Here is a 14,540-nt window from a genome sequence, read left to right as displayed (position 1 = left end):
AAGTGGCGTGTCAGACCTTGTCCTTGCCGATGATCGTCGTCACTGCCGTCTTGACCTTGCTCAGATGCGTTTCCATCGCCGTGCGGGCTTCGGCTTCTGATCCAGCCTCAATGGCCTCGACGATACGGCGATGCTCGACATTCGACGCTTCACGGCGGCCAGACATCAGATTGACCAGTTCGGATTGCTGGATCAGCGCCTCGCGGGCATCGGCGACGATCTTGGTGAAGACCGTGTTTCCGGAAGCCTCCGCAATAGCGCAATGAAATTCGGAATCGAGCAATTCCCATTTCTGCGGGTCCGTCTGGCGATCCATCTTGTCGCAAAGTTCGAGAAGGTGGGTTAGTTGCTCGGCGCTGTGGCGCAGTGCAGCCCAGCCTGCTGCCGGTACTTCGATGAAGGGGCGCGCTTCGATCAGATCACGCGCTGAATAGCTGCCGTAACTCAGCTCGCTCACGGGTGAAACATTCAGGACATAAGTGCCGCTGCCCGTGCGGGTCTGGGTAAGCCCCAGCGTCTGTAGTGATCGCAGCGCCTCACGGACGATTGGGCGGCTGACGCCGAACCGGCCAGCGAGTTGGGCTTCGGAGGGCAGGCGGGTGCCTATGGCAAGGCGACCGGATGTGATGGCCGAGCGAATATCGTCGAACACGACTTCCGCCGCATTCTTTCGTGTGATCGGATGCGTGTCCGATAGCCAGTTGGCCAATTCGCTCATGTCCAAGCCTCCGTCACTTGCCTCGCTCCTGTCAAGCAGCTAGGCAATTTTGGAAGGGATATCAATCCTAAAGCGCTTCGCAAAGGTCAGATAAATAAACACAAGAAACCCCGCAATCCGGCCGGACTGCAGGGCTTTTCAATCGGAAATCGTCAGGCCGCCGTGGCGGCTGTGTTCAATTTGTTGGCTGACAGGATACTGATAAAAGCCGCGCCATAAGCCGTGAGTGGCGCCATCTTGGCAAGCGCGCTCGCAATGGCGTCATGGTGGCTCAACTCTTCTTCGGAATCGTGGCGGAAGGATACGCAAACAGTTTCGCCATCTTCACCGATGAATTCTACCTGATAAGAATTTTCCTCGCCGCATCTTTTGACCAGAGCATCGATAATTTGCATGCATTCATTCTCCTTCCGAGCCGCATGAACGCGCTGGAATCGATATGGTTCCATACAATTTTATCTTTTTTCCAATCTTAGTTCCGCCTCGACAGTCGGGCTGCACCCAATGCTGCCGCGAACGCAACGGCAAGCATGACAAAGGTGAACTCGGCAACTGCAGACCATCCATCCGCAACCCAGAAATAGCCGCCCGCCGCACCGGCGACGCTGGAACCGAGATAATAGGCGAGCAGATAGAGTGACGATGCGTGTCCCTTGGTGTGGAGTGCCAGTCGTCCGACCAGAGCGCTGGCGACCGAATGGCTGACGAAGAAGCCGACAGTCACGAGGATGATGCCTGCGATGATGACAGGCAACGGCGCAAACAGGGTCAGAAGACAGCCCGCCGCCTGTATCGCAAGGCCGATGGGAAGAACGGTGAAATAGCCGAGCCTGTCGCCCATCCTGCCAGCAAGCCATGAAGCGGCGATACCGAACAGATAAACCGTGAAAATGGCGCCGAGCGCTGTCTGGCTGAGGCTGTAAGGCGCCGCGACAAGACGGAAACCGATATAGTTGTAGATGGTGACGAAGGAACCCATCACGAGAAAGCCAATGGCAAAGAGCAGCGGCAAGGCCGGGTTGCGGATGTGGCCGATCCATGCGCCGAGGTGAAACCGTGCATTGAAGCCCGGACGCGGGACGAAGTTCTGCGAGGCGGGCAGCAGAAAGAGGAAACCGATGGATGCGGCAAGTCCAAGCAGTCCCATGCCTGCCAGCCCGACGCGCCAGGAGAAATACTCTGCGAGCGTTCCGGCAATGACACGGCCTGCCATGCCTCCGAACGCGTTGCCAGCAATATAAAGCCCCATTGAAGCGCCAAGGCCGCGCGGGTCGATTTCTTCCGCCAGATAGGTCATGGCGACCGCTGGCACGCCGCCCAGCAGCAGTCCCTGCAGGGCGCGAATGGCGAGTAGCATATGCCAGTCCGGCACCAATGCGCTGGCTATTGTGCATAGTGCAGAGCCGAGAAGCGAAACGAACATCAATGTCCGGCGTCCAAAACGCTCCGATACGGCGGCGGCGCAGAAAATTGCGAAGGCGAGAAAACCCGTCGAGACGGAAAGCGACAGGGAACTGGCCGCAGGCGTTATGTTAAAATCATGCGCGAAAAGCGGCATCAGCGGCTGGACGCAGTAAAGCAGCGAGAAGGTCGCGAAGCCGGATAGGAACAGCGCAATGCTTGCATTGCGAAATGCCGGTGTGCCCTTGACGAGATAGTGTTGCTGTTCGGTTGCCGTGGGAGCTGAAACGAGCTTGAGCTGGCTTTCCGGTGTTCTGACGCTGTCGAGGCTGCGTTCTGCGAGGCGTGACATGACTTTGCCTTTTTAAATCCTCCCGCTTTCGATCTAGTCAAATACGCTTCATTTGTCCAATATATGGAAGTGGCAATTGCAATAGCTTTTGGATATAGCGATGGAACTACGTCATCTCCGTTATTTTCTGGCCGTGGCCGAAGAGGGCAATTTTACCCGCGCGGCTGCGAAGCTCGGTATCGGTCAGCCGCCGCTCAGCCAGCAGATACGTGACCTCGAAAACGAGATCGGTGTGGCGTTGTTTCATCGCGTGCCGCATGGAGCCGAACTGACGGCAGCAGGCACGGCTTTTCTCGATGAAGCGAAGGCTTCCCTTGCCGCCGCCGAGAAGGCGAAGCTCGCAGCCCAGGGCGCGGCGCGTGGAGAAACCGGCAGGCTCGCGCTGGGTTTCACTGCATCGTCCGCGTTCAACCCGACTGTTAGCGGTACGATCCGCAAGTTTCGGGCCAGATGGCCCGATGTCCGGCTGACCCTGACAGAGATGAACAGTCATTTGCTGATGGAAAAGTTGGTCAGAGGAGAAGTGGACGCTGCCTTCATCCGGCCCGGATTGGAAAATCCCAAGGATGTACGCATGAAGCGGTTAGCTGATGAGCCGATGCTGATCGCCCTGCCGAGCCATCATCCGCTTGCCGTTCATCCCAAGCTGCCGATTTCAGCTCTGGCAAAGGAGGCATTCGTGCTTTTCCCGCGCATTGTGGGGCTTAGCCTTTACGACGATGTGGTTGAGGCTTGCCGGAATGCGGGCTTTGAAATGATCGTAGCGCAGGAAGCGCCGCAGATGCCGTCCGTGGTCAATCTGGTCGCAGCCGATCTGGGCGTCTCGATTGTCCCAACCGCCATTGCGCAGATCAAGCTGGCCGGAGTGACTTACCGTCCTATCGAAGGCGAACCTCTTCTGGCGCGGTTGGGGCTGGTTTCGATGAAGAACAACCGCTCGCCGCTGATCGATAATCTGATAAGCCTGTTGCCGGCCGCATAATCTTGATCTTTATCGCGCGCGACGGCATAGGGCTATGAAACTCTTTGCGGCTTGTGAGGGCTCGCTTTTACGGAAGGCGAGGGCCACGTCCGAGGTTACGGCAATACCACTTATATCGACATAGCGTATGCCGGGAAGGCCGACAGCACTCATCGATTTGGGCACCAGTGCAACGCCGAGCTCGATTGCTACACGGCTTGCTATTTCGGTGAAGTCTAATGCCTGGGCGTTGATATCAGGCTCGAAACCGGCACATCGGCAGGCTTCGAGTGTCGTCCTGTGAAAGCCGATGTCGGCGGGTTGACGTGGCGTGAGAAAGGTTTCTTCCTTCAAAGCTTCGAGCCGGATTGGGCTGCAATTCGCCAGAGTATGGGCTTCGTTCAATACGGCAACAAGTGGCTCATGTTTCACGACAAGGCTGGTCAAGCCGGGCGGCAGCGAGGCGGGCCAGCGGATAAAACCCATATCCAGCAAGCCGTCTGAAATGCGCGAGAGCTGCATCCGCAATTCCATTTCAGTGAGGTTGACCGCGACATCGGGATATTCCGATCGGAATGTGCGAATGGCTTCGAAGACGATACCGGAATAGGCGGCTGACGCTACATAGCCGATGGAAACCTGCCCGATTTCGCCCCGACCGGCGCGCTTGACTGCCACCATGGCTGCATCGGTCTGTGCAAGGATATTGAGAGCTTCCCGATAAAGCACCTCGCCGGACTGGGTCAGTTGCACCGAACGCCGCGACCTGTCGATCAATGGCGAGCCGACGATTGCCTCTAGCGCCATGATCTGCTGACTGAGGCCGGGTTGGGCGATGCCCAGTCGCGCGGCAGCACGTTCGAAATTCTTCTCGTCCACCAGAGCGCAGAAATAGCGCAAGTGGCGCAACTCGAAGGAGCGGGCAGCAGTGTTTTTATTCGGAGCTGGCGGCATTTGCGTGCTTTTTTGAATAATTCAAAACTATGACGACAGTAAGTATCATAAGTTATGATTATGAAAAAGACAGCCTCAACTTATTGGATCGATCGACAAAAGATGATTAATGGAGTCCAGTTTATGTTTTGAGGGGAACCCAGTGAGCGTCCTAGTCCGATTGCGCCGTCTATTGTCCGCTGCAGCCATTTCCAGTACCACTTTTGCCGCTGTGACCGGAGCGTTTGCACAGGAGGCCGCCGCACCTACAGTTCTTGCACCCATCGTCGTTGAAGGTAGCCGTGAGGATCCGACGGCCCCCGTAAAAGGCTATGTCGCAAAGACGAGCATCAGTGCAACCAAGACCGGAACTCCGCTGGTTGAGACGCCGCAATCGATTTCAGTCATCACAGCCGATCAGATCAGGGCGCAGGGCGCCCAGACTTTGGGGCAAGCGCTTGGTTATTCGGCAGGTGTTGTTTCTGAACCCTACGGTTCCGACCCTCGTTTTGACTCGCCTCTCGTTCGCGGCTTCGACGGCCGGCAGGTGCAGTTCTTGAACGGGTTGCGCCTGATGCGGACTGCAGGCGCCTCGGCGGTCGATCCCTATATGTTGGAGCGTATCGAGGTGGTGCGCGGCCCTGCTTCGGTCATGTTCGGGCAGGGCAATCCCGGCGGGCTCATCAATATGATCAGCAAGCGCCCGACTTTCGAGAAGTTCGGTGAAATCGGCTTTCAGGCTGGCAGCTATAATACTTACGGCACATTTTTCGATGTGGGTGGCCCGGTTCTCGACAATGACAGTCTTGCCTATCGCATGACGGGTCTGGTGCGCAAAGCTGGAACCCAAACCGATTATCTCGACAATGATCGGTACTTCATTGCCCCGGCCTTCACCTGGAAGCCCGACGAAGACACCAAACTGACAATTCTGACCAGCTTCCAGCATGACAATCCCAGCTCGCCCTCAGGCCTGCCGCCAAGTCTGACACTGAATGCCACAAATTACAGTCTCCCCCGCGATTTCTACGTCGGTGACCCGAGCTTCGACGATTCCGATCGCAATGTCGTCAATCTCGGTTATGAGCTGGAGCACCGCATCAACGAAACCTGGACGTTCCGCCAGAACGCCCGTTACTCCAATCAGAACTGGGATTATACGGCGCTTGGCTATGCAACGGCAGGGCTTGCAGCCGACGGGCGGACCATCAACCGAACGGCGACCTTTCAGGATGAACTGCTCAACACATTCAATATCGACAACAATCTGGTCGCGGAGTTCGACACGGGACCTGTCGAACATAAGGTCCTCTTCGGTGTCGACTATCGCTATTTCGACAACAGCGCCAAGACACAGTTCTGGAGCGCAACGCCTCTCGATGCCTTCAATCCGGTCTATGGTGGGCCGATAAAGCTGCTGCGCAACTCGGTGAACACCCATGTGGATTCCCGCATGACGCAGCTCGGTATCTATGCGCAGGATGAACTGACCTATGACAACTGGCGTGCGACCTTCGGCTTGCGTCAGGATTGGGCGACGACGCGCGGCACCTCGACCAACTATGTGCCTGCAACGCCGGTTGCCCGCTCGCTTGATCAGGATGACGAAGAGCTGACCGGACGGGCCGGCATAGGCTATGTCTTCGATAACGGCATTGCGCCTTATGTAAGCTATTCAACCTCCTTCGAACCGGTGGCAGTTTCCGCGACGGCAGGGGTTCTGCAGCCGACGACGGGCAAGCAGTTGGAGGCTGGCGTCAAATATCAGCCGAATGGCTGGGACGGTTATTTCGCCGCTGCAGTCTATGATCTCCGCCAGCAGAATGTACCGATTTCGGTTGCGCTGCCGGGCGGTGGCTCAACGACCGAACAGATTGGCGAAGTGCAGGTAAAGGGGTTGGAACTGGAAGGTGTAGCGAGCCTCGCCCAGGGGCTCGACCTGCGCGCCGCCTACACATATATGGAGGCCGAAATCGTCAGCGGGAAAGACGACGGCAATCGCCCGCCCAATGTGCCCGAACATTCCGCAAGCCTTTGGCTGGATTATACCTTTCAGGAGGGCTCGGCTCTCCACGGTTTCGGCCTCGGCGGTGGAGTACGCTATCTGGGCCAACGCTACGGCGATACGGGAAATACCTACGACCTCGACGGGGTGACACTGGTAGACGCAGCCGTCCACTATCAGAAGGATGGCATAAAGGGGATACTTAGTGTCAAGAATATTGCGGACAAGAAGTATGTCGCAAGTTGCAGTTCCTTTGGATGTAACTATGGTGACGGCAGAACCTATATGAGTACGCTGACCTTTTCATGGTAGAAAACCCGCAACACGGGGCGGGTTTCTCGTCCCTTAATATCAGCCGCCGGAAAGCTCTGGGCCTTCTGGCGGCTTTGGCTTTGCCGCAGGGCGCACGCGCCAGTTCGGCGCTGCGCATCGCAGCCATCGATTGGGCAATGCTCGAAACGGTGATAGCACTTGGCGTTACGCCGATTGCTGCGACGGAACTGATTCAGTTTCGCAAGGATGCAGTCGAACCGGATATCCCTGCATTGGTTACCGATCTTGGCCTACGGGGGTCGCCGAATTTCGAACTTCTTTATCTCTTGAAACCTGATCTGATCCTGAGTTCTCCATTCTACACCCGGCATGAACCGGCGCTGAAAGCGATCGCGCCGGTTCTGTCCCTGCCGTTTTATGTGCAGGGAGAACCACCCTATCAGAAGGCCCTTGCGGCGGTAGCGAAACTGGGAAGCAGGCTAGGACTCGAGGCAAAGGCAGAGGCTGTTCTAAGCGAGCAGGAAGCTTTTCTTGCGCAAACCGCAGGGACGCTGAAGCCTTTCGTGGATCGCCCGACATATCTCGTCAATATCGGCGATGCGCGCCATTTTCGCGCTTTCGGCGATGACAGCATGTTCGGTGATATTCTGTCTAGGTTGGGACTTCCCAATGCGTGGACGGACCGTTCGCGCTTTACGTTCGCGGCTCCCGTGCCGCTGGAATCTCTTGCAGAAAAGCCGGAAGCGCGGATCGTTATCATTTCCGATATTCCAGTCGAAGCGCGCAACAGCCTGCGTAACAGCTTGATCTGGCGCTCGCTGCAGCCGGTCCGCGAGGGACGCGTTCATATGCTGGGTAATGTCAATCCTTATGGCGGCATCACTGCGGGATTGCGCTTCGCGCGCCTTTTGAAACATGCCCTGCTGGAACAACCGGAGGGCAGCCGGTGACGCAAAGGAATTTTAGCGTAGCGGCTGTGGTTGGCATCGTGGCCGCGCTGGCGCTGTGTCTGTGGAATGCGAACGCGTTTCTGCCATTCGCGCAATGGCCTGCCGTTCCGTTCAATCCGGATAAAATGAATACCCAACAGGTCATTCTGGCCTACGCGGTGCTGCCGCGCGCAGCGGTCGCCATCTTTGCCGGTGCCGCATTGGGGCTTGCCGGTGCGCTGCTGCAAAGGCTTTTAAGTAATCCGATTGCCGATCCATCGACGCTTGGCGTTTCGTCCGGCGCGCAGCTTGCCATCGTCACGGCCACATTGTTTTTCCCGGCTCTCCTTGATGAGTTTCGCTGGGCGGTCGCGCTGGCAGGAGCCGGGCTTGCGACCGTCATCGTCTTTCTGCTCGGATGGCGAAGCCGCCTTGAACCGGTGACGATGGTGATTTCGGGTCTGCTTGTCGGTGTGACGTGCAGCGCGATTTCCGCCGCCATGACGCTCTCCCAAGGCGAATATCTTATGTCGCTGGTGACATGGAATGGCGGTTCGCTCAGTCAGCAGGACTGGTCTGCCGCTAAAGTACTGGCGGTTCAGTTCGTCATAGGTCTGGTTGCCGCAATCATGTTGAGCCGCCCGCTGGCACTTGTGGGGCTTGGCGATAGCAGTGCGCGGGCGCTCGGCGTGCCGCTGGCATGGCTGCGCGTGGCAGTCGTGGTGGTTGCTGTTGTGTTGACTGCAGGGGTTGCCGCGAACGTCGGGCTTGTCAGTTTCATCGGCCTTGCCGCACCGGCAATCGTACGGGGGCTTGGCGTTCGCAAGCCCGGTACGGTGCTGGTTGCTGCGCCACTCGCTGGCGCAATTCTGCTCTGGCTTTGCGACGGCGGCGTGCAATGGCTTGGTTCCAGTCTCGGTGAAACATTCCCGACCGGTGCGGTGACGGCTCTGATCGGAGGACCGCTCCTTTTGTGGCTCATTCCACGTGTCCGCTCTTCTGGATCGGCTGGAGGCAGCCCAGCCATATTCGCGCGCGCCTCGGCCACCAAAGCCTTGCTGTTGCTGGCATTGCTCGCAATTGCTGCTTTCCTGGCGCTCTCGCTGGTGCGGACGCCCGATGGCTGGTCGTTGCTAACGGGAAAAGATTTTGCCGAACTTCTGCCTCTGCGCTGGCCGCGTCTTCTGGCAGCGGCAGCGGCGGGAAGCCTGCTGGCAATGGCAGGTGCCGTTCTCCAGCGTCTCACCGGCAACCCATTGGCAAGCCCGGAAGTTGTCGGCGTCAGCGGTGGTGCAGGTATTGGTTTTGCAATCGCACTAACCTTGTTTGCCGCACCCAACAATTTTCAATTGTTGCTGTGTGCCGCGATAGGTGCCTTTGCGGCGATGGTCGTCGTCCTCAGTTTTGCAAGTCAGAGACATCTTTCGCCCAATCGTCTTCTGCTGGCTGGCATTTCCGTTAGCTCATTCGCGTCTGCCATACTGAGTGTTTTTCTCGCCATTGGCGATCAACGGTCGTGGCAAATTCTTGCATGGCTCGGTGGTTCATCTGCGTCCGCGACTCCTGAAACAGCCATTTTTCTCGTGGTTTTGAGCATCTGCGTGACGTTGGCGGCTCTACTCCTGACCCGTTGGCTGACGATCCTGCCACTCGGGCAAACGACGCCTGTGTCGTTGGGATTGCCCGTCGGCCCGGCGCGTGTGTCGACCATTCTTCTCGCCTGTATTGCGAGCGCGGCTGCCTCACTGCTCGTGGGGCCACTGAGTTTCGTCGGCCTGATGGCGCCGCATATGACGCGACGCATGGGATTTGACCGGGCGGCGAGCCACGTGTTGGCCTCGGCGCTCCTCGGTGCGTTGTTGATGACGATAGCTGACCTTGGCGCACGCAATGCAACATTTCCCTATGAGCTGCCGCTTGGGCTTTTTGCTGCCCTTGTTGGTGCGCCGTATCTCGCCTGGGCCTTGGGGCGCAAAGGATAGGCTGCTGGCCGTGCCGGCGTTGACGGTCACCTTCGGACATGTATGATGGTTGGTGCGGCGACGTACCTGGGAGGGGACGCTGCTTTTCCATCCAAAGGATAACCGTTGACGAGGGCTGATGCCCGCAAGCCGAGCGGTCGAATTGTGCCCTATCCCGTCCGAATGGAGATTTTCGTGAAAAGACTTTTGATTACCGGTGCTGCGGGGGGACTGGGGCGCGTGATGCGCGAAAAACTGGTCGGACAGGCTGAGCTGCTACGCCTTTCCGACGTTGCCGACATGGGCGAAGCCAAGCCCAATGAAGAGCTGGTTCAGTGTGATCTTGGCGATCTGGACGCGGTCATGCGTCTAGTCGAGGACTGTGACGGTATTCTGCATCTCGGCGGTATTTCGACCGAGGCGTCTTTCAGCAAGATACTCAATGCGAATATCGTGGGAATGTACAATCTTTACGAAGCAGCGCGGGCGCATGGCTATCCGCGGATTATTTTCGCCAGCTCAAATCACACGATCGGCTTCTATCGGCAGGACAAGCATATCGATGCAGAGGCGCCAACGCGGCCCGACGGGCTATATGGCGTTTCAAAATGCTTCGGCGAATCCATCGCCAGCCTGTATCACGACAAATTCGGGCAGGAGACCGCAATCGTTCGCATCGGCTCCTGCTTCGAAGAACCACGCAATCATCGCATGCTTTCCACCTGGATGTCGTATGATGATTTTGCCAGCCTCATCGAGTGTGTTTTCCGGGCGCCGATGCTTGGGTGTCCCGTCATCTGGGGTGTATCGAACAACGACTCGATGTGGTGGGATAACAGCCATGCGCGTTTTCTCGGCTGGCACCCGAAGGACAATGCCGAACGTTTCCGCGCCGAACTCGAGAAGACGACACCACGGCCGGCACCCGATTCCGCGCTCGCAGTCTATCAGGGCGGTACATTTGTCGATGAACCGATCCATCAGGACGATTGATCAGGCTCGTCCGCATAGAGACAGAAGCCTTGCAAGGGCAGGGCTTCTCCGGTTTGATGATGGGATAGAGTGCACATTTTGCTTTACGTACCTCAAAACGAAAGCTAAGCTTTTCATCGTGACGCTTTGGGAGGAGTTCACGTGCAGCCAGAAGCATTGAGACAGAGTACAATTGAGAAGCGCCAAGTGCGGCAGTTCGCTATGGGCGGTCGCCTGTGAGTGCGCCGGAAAAAGATGACAGGCCTGCGCTGCTGAAGGCTGTGTCGCTTTCCAAATCATTCGGTCCTGTCCAGGTTCTGAAGAATATTGACCTGCGCATTTTCGGCGGCGAAGTTCATGCGATCATCGGTGAAAACGGTGCCGGGAAATCGACGCTGATGAAGCTGCTCGCGGGCAATGAACGTCCTACGAGCGGGGAAATCCGCATCGACGGCAAGCCGGTTTCCTTCTCGGGGCCGGTGGAGGCGGAAGCACAGGGCATTGTGCTGGTGCATCAGGAAATTTTGCTCGCGCCAGATCTGACAGTCGCGCAGAACATCTATCTTGGTCGCGAGCTTAACCGTGGACTGGTCGTTGATGACAAGTCGATGCGTGAAGGCGCGCGCAAGGCCATCCGTGATCTTGGTGCCGATATAGATCCGGATGCAGTTGTAGGCTCCTTGTCGATTGCACAGCGCCAGCTGGTGCAGATTGCCCGCGTGCTGCTGGTGCCGCATCGTGTGGTGATTTTCGACGAACCGACCGCCTCGCTGACGCCCTTCGAGACAGAAGCACTGCTGAAAGTCATTCGCGACATTCGCGCGAAGGGTGTCGCCGTCCTCTACATCTCGCACCGTCTGCCGGAAGTGAAGGAAATATCCGATCGCGTGACTGTGCTTCGCGACGGCAAGCTCGTTTCAGCGCATCTGTCGTCGGAATTGCAGCCATCGGACATGGCCCGCCTGATGGTCGGTCGTGACGTTTCAAAGCTTTATCCTGACCGCGCAAGCCAGCATGACAACGCTGCCATTCTCGAAATCGAGAACTTCAGCGTACCTGGCTATGTGCAGAATGCGAGCTTCCATCTGAACCGGGGCGAGATACTCGGCTTCGCCGGTCTCGTTGGTGCGGGACGCACGGAACTGATGGAAGGCATTGTCGGGCTGCGCCCCGGCAAGGGGAACGCGCGCCATAATGGCAAACCGGTTCATTTCCGCAATGCGCATGAAAGCCAGAAGGCGGGGATCGTTTATCTCAGCGAGGACCGGAAGGGCAAAGGGCTGCTTCTGTCCAAGGACTTGGGTGTAAATCTGACACTCGCCTCGCTGACGAAATTCGTGAGCGGTTTGCAGATCGACCGCAACCGGGAGCGCACCGCGCTCGATGATGCAATTCGCGAGTTCGATATCCGCACCGGTCGCAAGGATATTCTGGCGGGCCAGCTTTCAGGTGGCAACCAGCAAAAGCTTCTGCTTGCCAAGATGATGATGCTCGATCCGTCTATCGTCATCATCGATGAACCGACACGCGGCATCGACGTCGGCACGAAGGAGCAGATTTACCAGTTCATCGCCAATCTGGCGGATGAGGGGAAATCAATCATCGTCGTTTCGTCGGAAATGCCGGAACTGATTGGTATCTGCGACCGCATCGTCGTGATGCGGGAAGGGCGGGTTGCCGGTGAGGTGACAGGCGACCGTATGACGGAACATGACATCGTCGTGCTTGCAACCGGCGTTGAAGCCGAAAATGCCGCATAAAAACAATAAAGTGGGAAGTAGATGACACAGGTTGCGACCGATAAAGGCTCAGTGGCGAGGACATCCAAGGATTGGGATTTAAGGGCGATTGCCCCGTTTATTGCGCTCGCCTTGCTGCTTGTTCTGGGCGCGATTGCCAGCCCGAACTTCATCAGTATCGATAATCTTCTCAATGTCGCAACGCGCAGCGCTTTCATCGCCATTATCGCACTTGGCGCCACCTATGTGATCTCGTCTGGTGGGCTCGACCTGTCCGTGGGCGCAATGGTGGCATTCGTCGCCAGTATCATGATCCTGTTCATGAACAGCGGGGTGATCGCCGATCCGGTGATGATGCTGATTGCGGCCGTGATGCTGGCGCTGATCGTCGGGGCAGCCTGCGGCCTGTTGAACGGACTGATAACGACCGTTGGCGGCATAGAACCCTTCATTGCAACGCTCGGCACGATGGGCATCTATCGTGGTCTCACTACATGGCTATCGCAAGGTGGTGCGATCACTCTGCGTAATTCCGAAATTCAGGCCATGTACCGTCCGGTCTATTACGGACACATAGCTGGCATTCCTATTCCTGTTATTTTCATCTTCGTGACGGCAGCGCTTGCGGCATTCGTCCTTTATCGGACCCGCTATGGCCGCCATGTCATCGCGGTCGGATCGAATGAGGACGTGGCGCGCTATTCCGGCATTTCAGTCAAGAAAGTGCGCACTATCGCCTTCGTCATTCAGGGCCTTTGCGTCGCTGTGGCTGTGCTTCTCTATGTGCCGCGTCTGGGTTCTACGTCGGCCACGACCGGCCTGATGTGGGAACTGCAGGCGATCACCGCCGTCGTTGTCGGCGGAACAGCTTTACGCGGCGGCGTGGGTCGTATCTGGGGCACAATCTGCGGCGCGTTCATTCTGGAGATCATCGGCAACATCATGATCCTGTCGAACTTTGTCAGCGAATATCTGCTGGGAGCCATTCAGGGTGCGATCATCATTATCGCCATGTTGGTGCAGCGTTCGCTGTCGCGAAGATAGGTCTAATGCATGTCTTCCAAAAGTTGGAACCGGTTTTGGGATAAAGACATGCATGAAAACAAAAGCTTAAAGCGTGTCATACGAGTACGATAAAATGCGACACGCTTTAAGGATTGGCGGAATTGTTGGGGCGATTCCAGCCAGAGAGGAATGAGAGCCCCGCGTTTACTGGGAGGAAGACTATGCGAGGGAATTTGATGAAGCTTGCTTTTGCCGCATTGACGGCGGGTGCGCTTGCCTTTGGCAGCGCAGCAAGCGCACAGGACAAGAAAGTGACGATCGGCGTGTCGATCCCGGCTGCCGATCACGGCTGGACGGCAGGCGTCGTTTATCACGCCGAACGCGTGGCGAAGCTTCTGATGGCTGAGCATCCGGGCCTCAACGTCATCGTCAAGACGTCGCCCGATGCGGCATCGCAGGCCAATGCGTTGCAGGATCTGGCCGTACAGGGCCTCGACGGGCTGGTCGTTCTGCCGACTGATCCTGATCCGCTCGTCAACGCCATCAAGGAAATCAAGGACAAGGGAACCTTTGTCGCTCTGGTCGACCGTGCGCCGAGCAGCAACGACAATTCCATCCGTGATCTCTATGTGGCCGGTAACAACCCGGCACTCGGACAAGTGGCTGGCGAATATATCAAGAAGACCACGCCCGATGCGCAGGTCGTCATCATTCGCGGTCTGCCGATCCCGATCGATCAGCAACGCCAGGACGGTTTCGACAAGGGCATTGAAGGCTCCAACGTGAAGGTTCTGGACCGCCAGTATGGCAACTGGAACCGCGACGATGCTTTCCGCGTCATGCAGGACTTCCTGACCAAATATCCGAAGATCGATGTGGTCTGGGCACAGGATGACGACATGCTCGTCGGCGTTCTCGAAGCCATCAAGCAGGCGAACCGCAGCGACATTCAGTATGTCGTGGGCGGTGCAGGCTCCAAGGACATGATCAAGAAGGTGATGGACGGCGACAAGCTTGTGCCGGTTGACGTTCTCTATCCGCCGGCAATGGTTTCGACTGCCATGGAACTCGCTGCCGGTCATTTCTATGACCAGATTCCGGTGAGCGGCAGCTACATCCTTGATGCTACGCTCGTCACCAAGGACAATGCGAAGGATTTCTATTTCCCGGATTCGCCGTTCTAAGGTGCTTGACTACCGTGCGCCTGTCTGAGCAGGCGCACGGCTTTTCTTTTCATTCCCGATATGCAGCGCGATGCGCGCTCTCAAATTGCTCGATGCCGGTTGATGGC

The 14,540-nt window shown here is 57.2% G+C and carries 12 protein-coding genes; 8 read left to right on the top strand and 4 right to left on the bottom strand.

Translation table 11 applies throughout. The features are described 5' to 3' along the window. Positions 1–10: 10 nt before the first annotated feature. From HWX93_RS01640 to HWX93_RS01630, 3 genes are all read right to left on the bottom strand, one after another. Positions 11–718, bottom strand: coding sequence for a FadR/GntR family transcriptional regulator (locus HWX93_RS01640; RefSeq protein ID WP_176036256.1), 708 nt, complete (start codon positions 716–718; stop codon positions 11–13). A gap of 152 nt (positions 719–870) precedes the next feature. After that, entirely contained in the window at positions 871–1,113 is a 243-nt protein-coding gene (locus HWX93_RS01635; protein WP_109987548.1) for a hypothetical protein, read from the bottom strand. A gap of 77 nt (positions 1,114–1,190) precedes the next feature. Continuing rightward, positions 1,191–2,471 (bottom strand): MFS transporter, encoded by a 1,281-nt coding sequence (locus tag HWX93_RS01630; RefSeq protein WP_176036254.1) that lies wholly within the window; start codon positions 2,469–2,471, stop codon positions 1,191–1,193. A gap of 100 nt (positions 2,472–2,571) precedes the next feature. Here HWX93_RS01630 and HWX93_RS01625 point away from each other — a divergent pair, with 100 nt between their 5' ends. Continuing rightward, positions 2,572–3,453, top strand: coding sequence for a LysR family transcriptional regulator (locus HWX93_RS01625; RefSeq protein WP_176036253.1), 882 nt, complete (start codon positions 2,572–2,574; stop codon positions 3,451–3,453). A 9-nt stretch (positions 3,454–3,462) separates the two neighbouring features. Here HWX93_RS01625 and HWX93_RS01620 read toward each other — a convergent pair whose 3' ends face one another. Continuing rightward, positions 3,463–4,386, bottom strand: a complete 924-nt coding sequence (locus tag HWX93_RS01620; RefSeq protein ID WP_176036252.1) for a LysR family transcriptional regulator — start codon at positions 4,384–4,386, stop codon at positions 3,463–3,465. Positions 4,387–4,495: 109 nt separating this feature from the next. Between HWX93_RS01620 and HWX93_RS01615 the strand changes: the two genes are divergently transcribed. The 7 genes from HWX93_RS01615 to HWX93_RS01585 all read left to right on the top strand — a co-directional run bounded on the left by HWX93_RS01615 (position 4,496) and on the right by HWX93_RS01585 (position 14,433). Then, on the top strand, positions 4,496–6,682 hold the full coding sequence (locus tag HWX93_RS01615; RefSeq protein WP_176036251.1) for a TonB-dependent siderophore receptor: 2,187 nt from the start codon (positions 4,496–4,498) through the stop codon (positions 6,680–6,682). Beyond that, positions 6,676–7,593: an iron-siderophore ABC transporter substrate-binding protein gene (locus HWX93_RS01610; protein WP_162718830.1), complete on the top strand. Its 918-nt coding sequence runs from the start codon at positions 6,676–6,678 to the stop codon at positions 7,591–7,593. Before HWX93_RS01615 ends, HWX93_RS01610 begins: the two co-directional genes overlap by 7 nt. Further along, positions 7,590–9,554, top strand: coding sequence for a Fe(3+)-hydroxamate ABC transporter permease FhuB (fhuB, locus tag HWX93_RS01605; RefSeq protein WP_176036250.1), 1,965 nt, complete (start codon positions 7,590–7,592; stop codon positions 9,552–9,554). The genes HWX93_RS01610 and fhuB overlap by 4 nt, the downstream gene beginning before the upstream one ends. Before the next feature lie 174 nt (positions 9,555–9,728). After that, positions 9,729–10,526 carry an NAD-dependent epimerase/dehydratase family protein gene (locus HWX93_RS01600; RefSeq protein ID WP_176036249.1) on the top strand — a complete coding sequence of 266 codons (798 nt, stop codon included), beginning with the start codon at positions 9,729–9,731 and terminating at the stop codon, positions 10,524–10,526. Between the two features lie 215 nt (positions 10,527–10,741). Next, on the top strand, positions 10,742–12,265 hold the full coding sequence (locus HWX93_RS01595; RefSeq protein ID WP_176036248.1) for a sugar ABC transporter ATP-binding protein: 1,524 nt from the start codon (positions 10,742–10,744) through the stop codon (positions 12,263–12,265). Positions 12,266–12,286: 21 nt separating this feature from the next. Beyond that, positions 12,287–13,288, top strand: coding sequence for an ABC transporter permease (locus tag HWX93_RS01590; RefSeq protein ID WP_176036247.1), 1,002 nt, complete (start codon positions 12,287–12,289; stop codon positions 13,286–13,288). A 182-nt stretch (positions 13,289–13,470) separates the two neighbouring features. Continuing rightward, a complete protein-coding gene (locus HWX93_RS01585; RefSeq protein WP_140021153.1) occupies positions 13,471–14,433 on the top strand; it encodes a substrate-binding domain-containing protein in 963 nt (320 codons plus the stop codon). Positions 14,434–14,540: the final 107 nt, after the last annotated feature.

Source organism: Brucella tritici, assembly GCF_902825325.1.
Lineage (GTDB): Bacteria > Pseudomonadota > Alphaproteobacteria > Rhizobiales > Rhizobiaceae > Brucella.
The sequence above is the reverse complement of the archived record's forward strand: the minus strand, read 5'-3'. Positions and strand labels throughout refer to the sequence as shown.

Bases quoted from the DNA above. Each gene is read 5' to 3' on its own strand.
- HWX93_RS01640 (WP_176036256.1), bottom strand. From the start codon at position 718: ATGAGCGAATTGGCCAACTGGCTATCGGACACGCATCCGATCACACGA.
- HWX93_RS01635 (WP_109987548.1), bottom strand. From the start codon at position 1,113: ATGCAAATTATCGATGCTCTGGTCAAAAGATGCGGCGAGGAAAATTCT.
- HWX93_RS01630 (WP_176036254.1), bottom strand. From the start codon at position 2,471: ATGTCACGCCTCGCAGAACGCAGCCTCGACAGCGTCAGAACACCGGAA.
- HWX93_RS01625 (WP_176036253.1), top strand. From the start codon at position 2,572: ATGGAACTACGTCATCTCCGTTATTTTCTGGCCGTGGCCGAAGAGGGC.
- HWX93_RS01620 (WP_176036252.1), bottom strand. From the start codon at position 4,386: ATGCCGCCAGCTCCGAATAAAAACACTGCTGCCCGCTCCTTCGAGTTG.
- HWX93_RS01615 (WP_176036251.1), top strand. From the start codon at position 4,496: ATGGAGTCCAGTTTATGTTTTGAGGGGAACCCAGTGAGCGTCCTAGTC.
- HWX93_RS01610 (WP_162718830.1), top strand. From the start codon at position 6,676: ATGGTAGAAAACCCGCAACACGGGGCGGGTTTCTCGTCCCTTAATATC.
- HWX93_RS01590 (WP_176036247.1), top strand. From the start codon at position 12,287: ATGACACAGGTTGCGACCGATAAAGGCTCAGTGGCGAGGACATCCAAG.
- HWX93_RS01585 (WP_140021153.1), top strand. From the start codon at position 13,471: ATGCGAGGGAATTTGATGAAGCTTGCTTTTGCCGCATTGACGGCGGGT.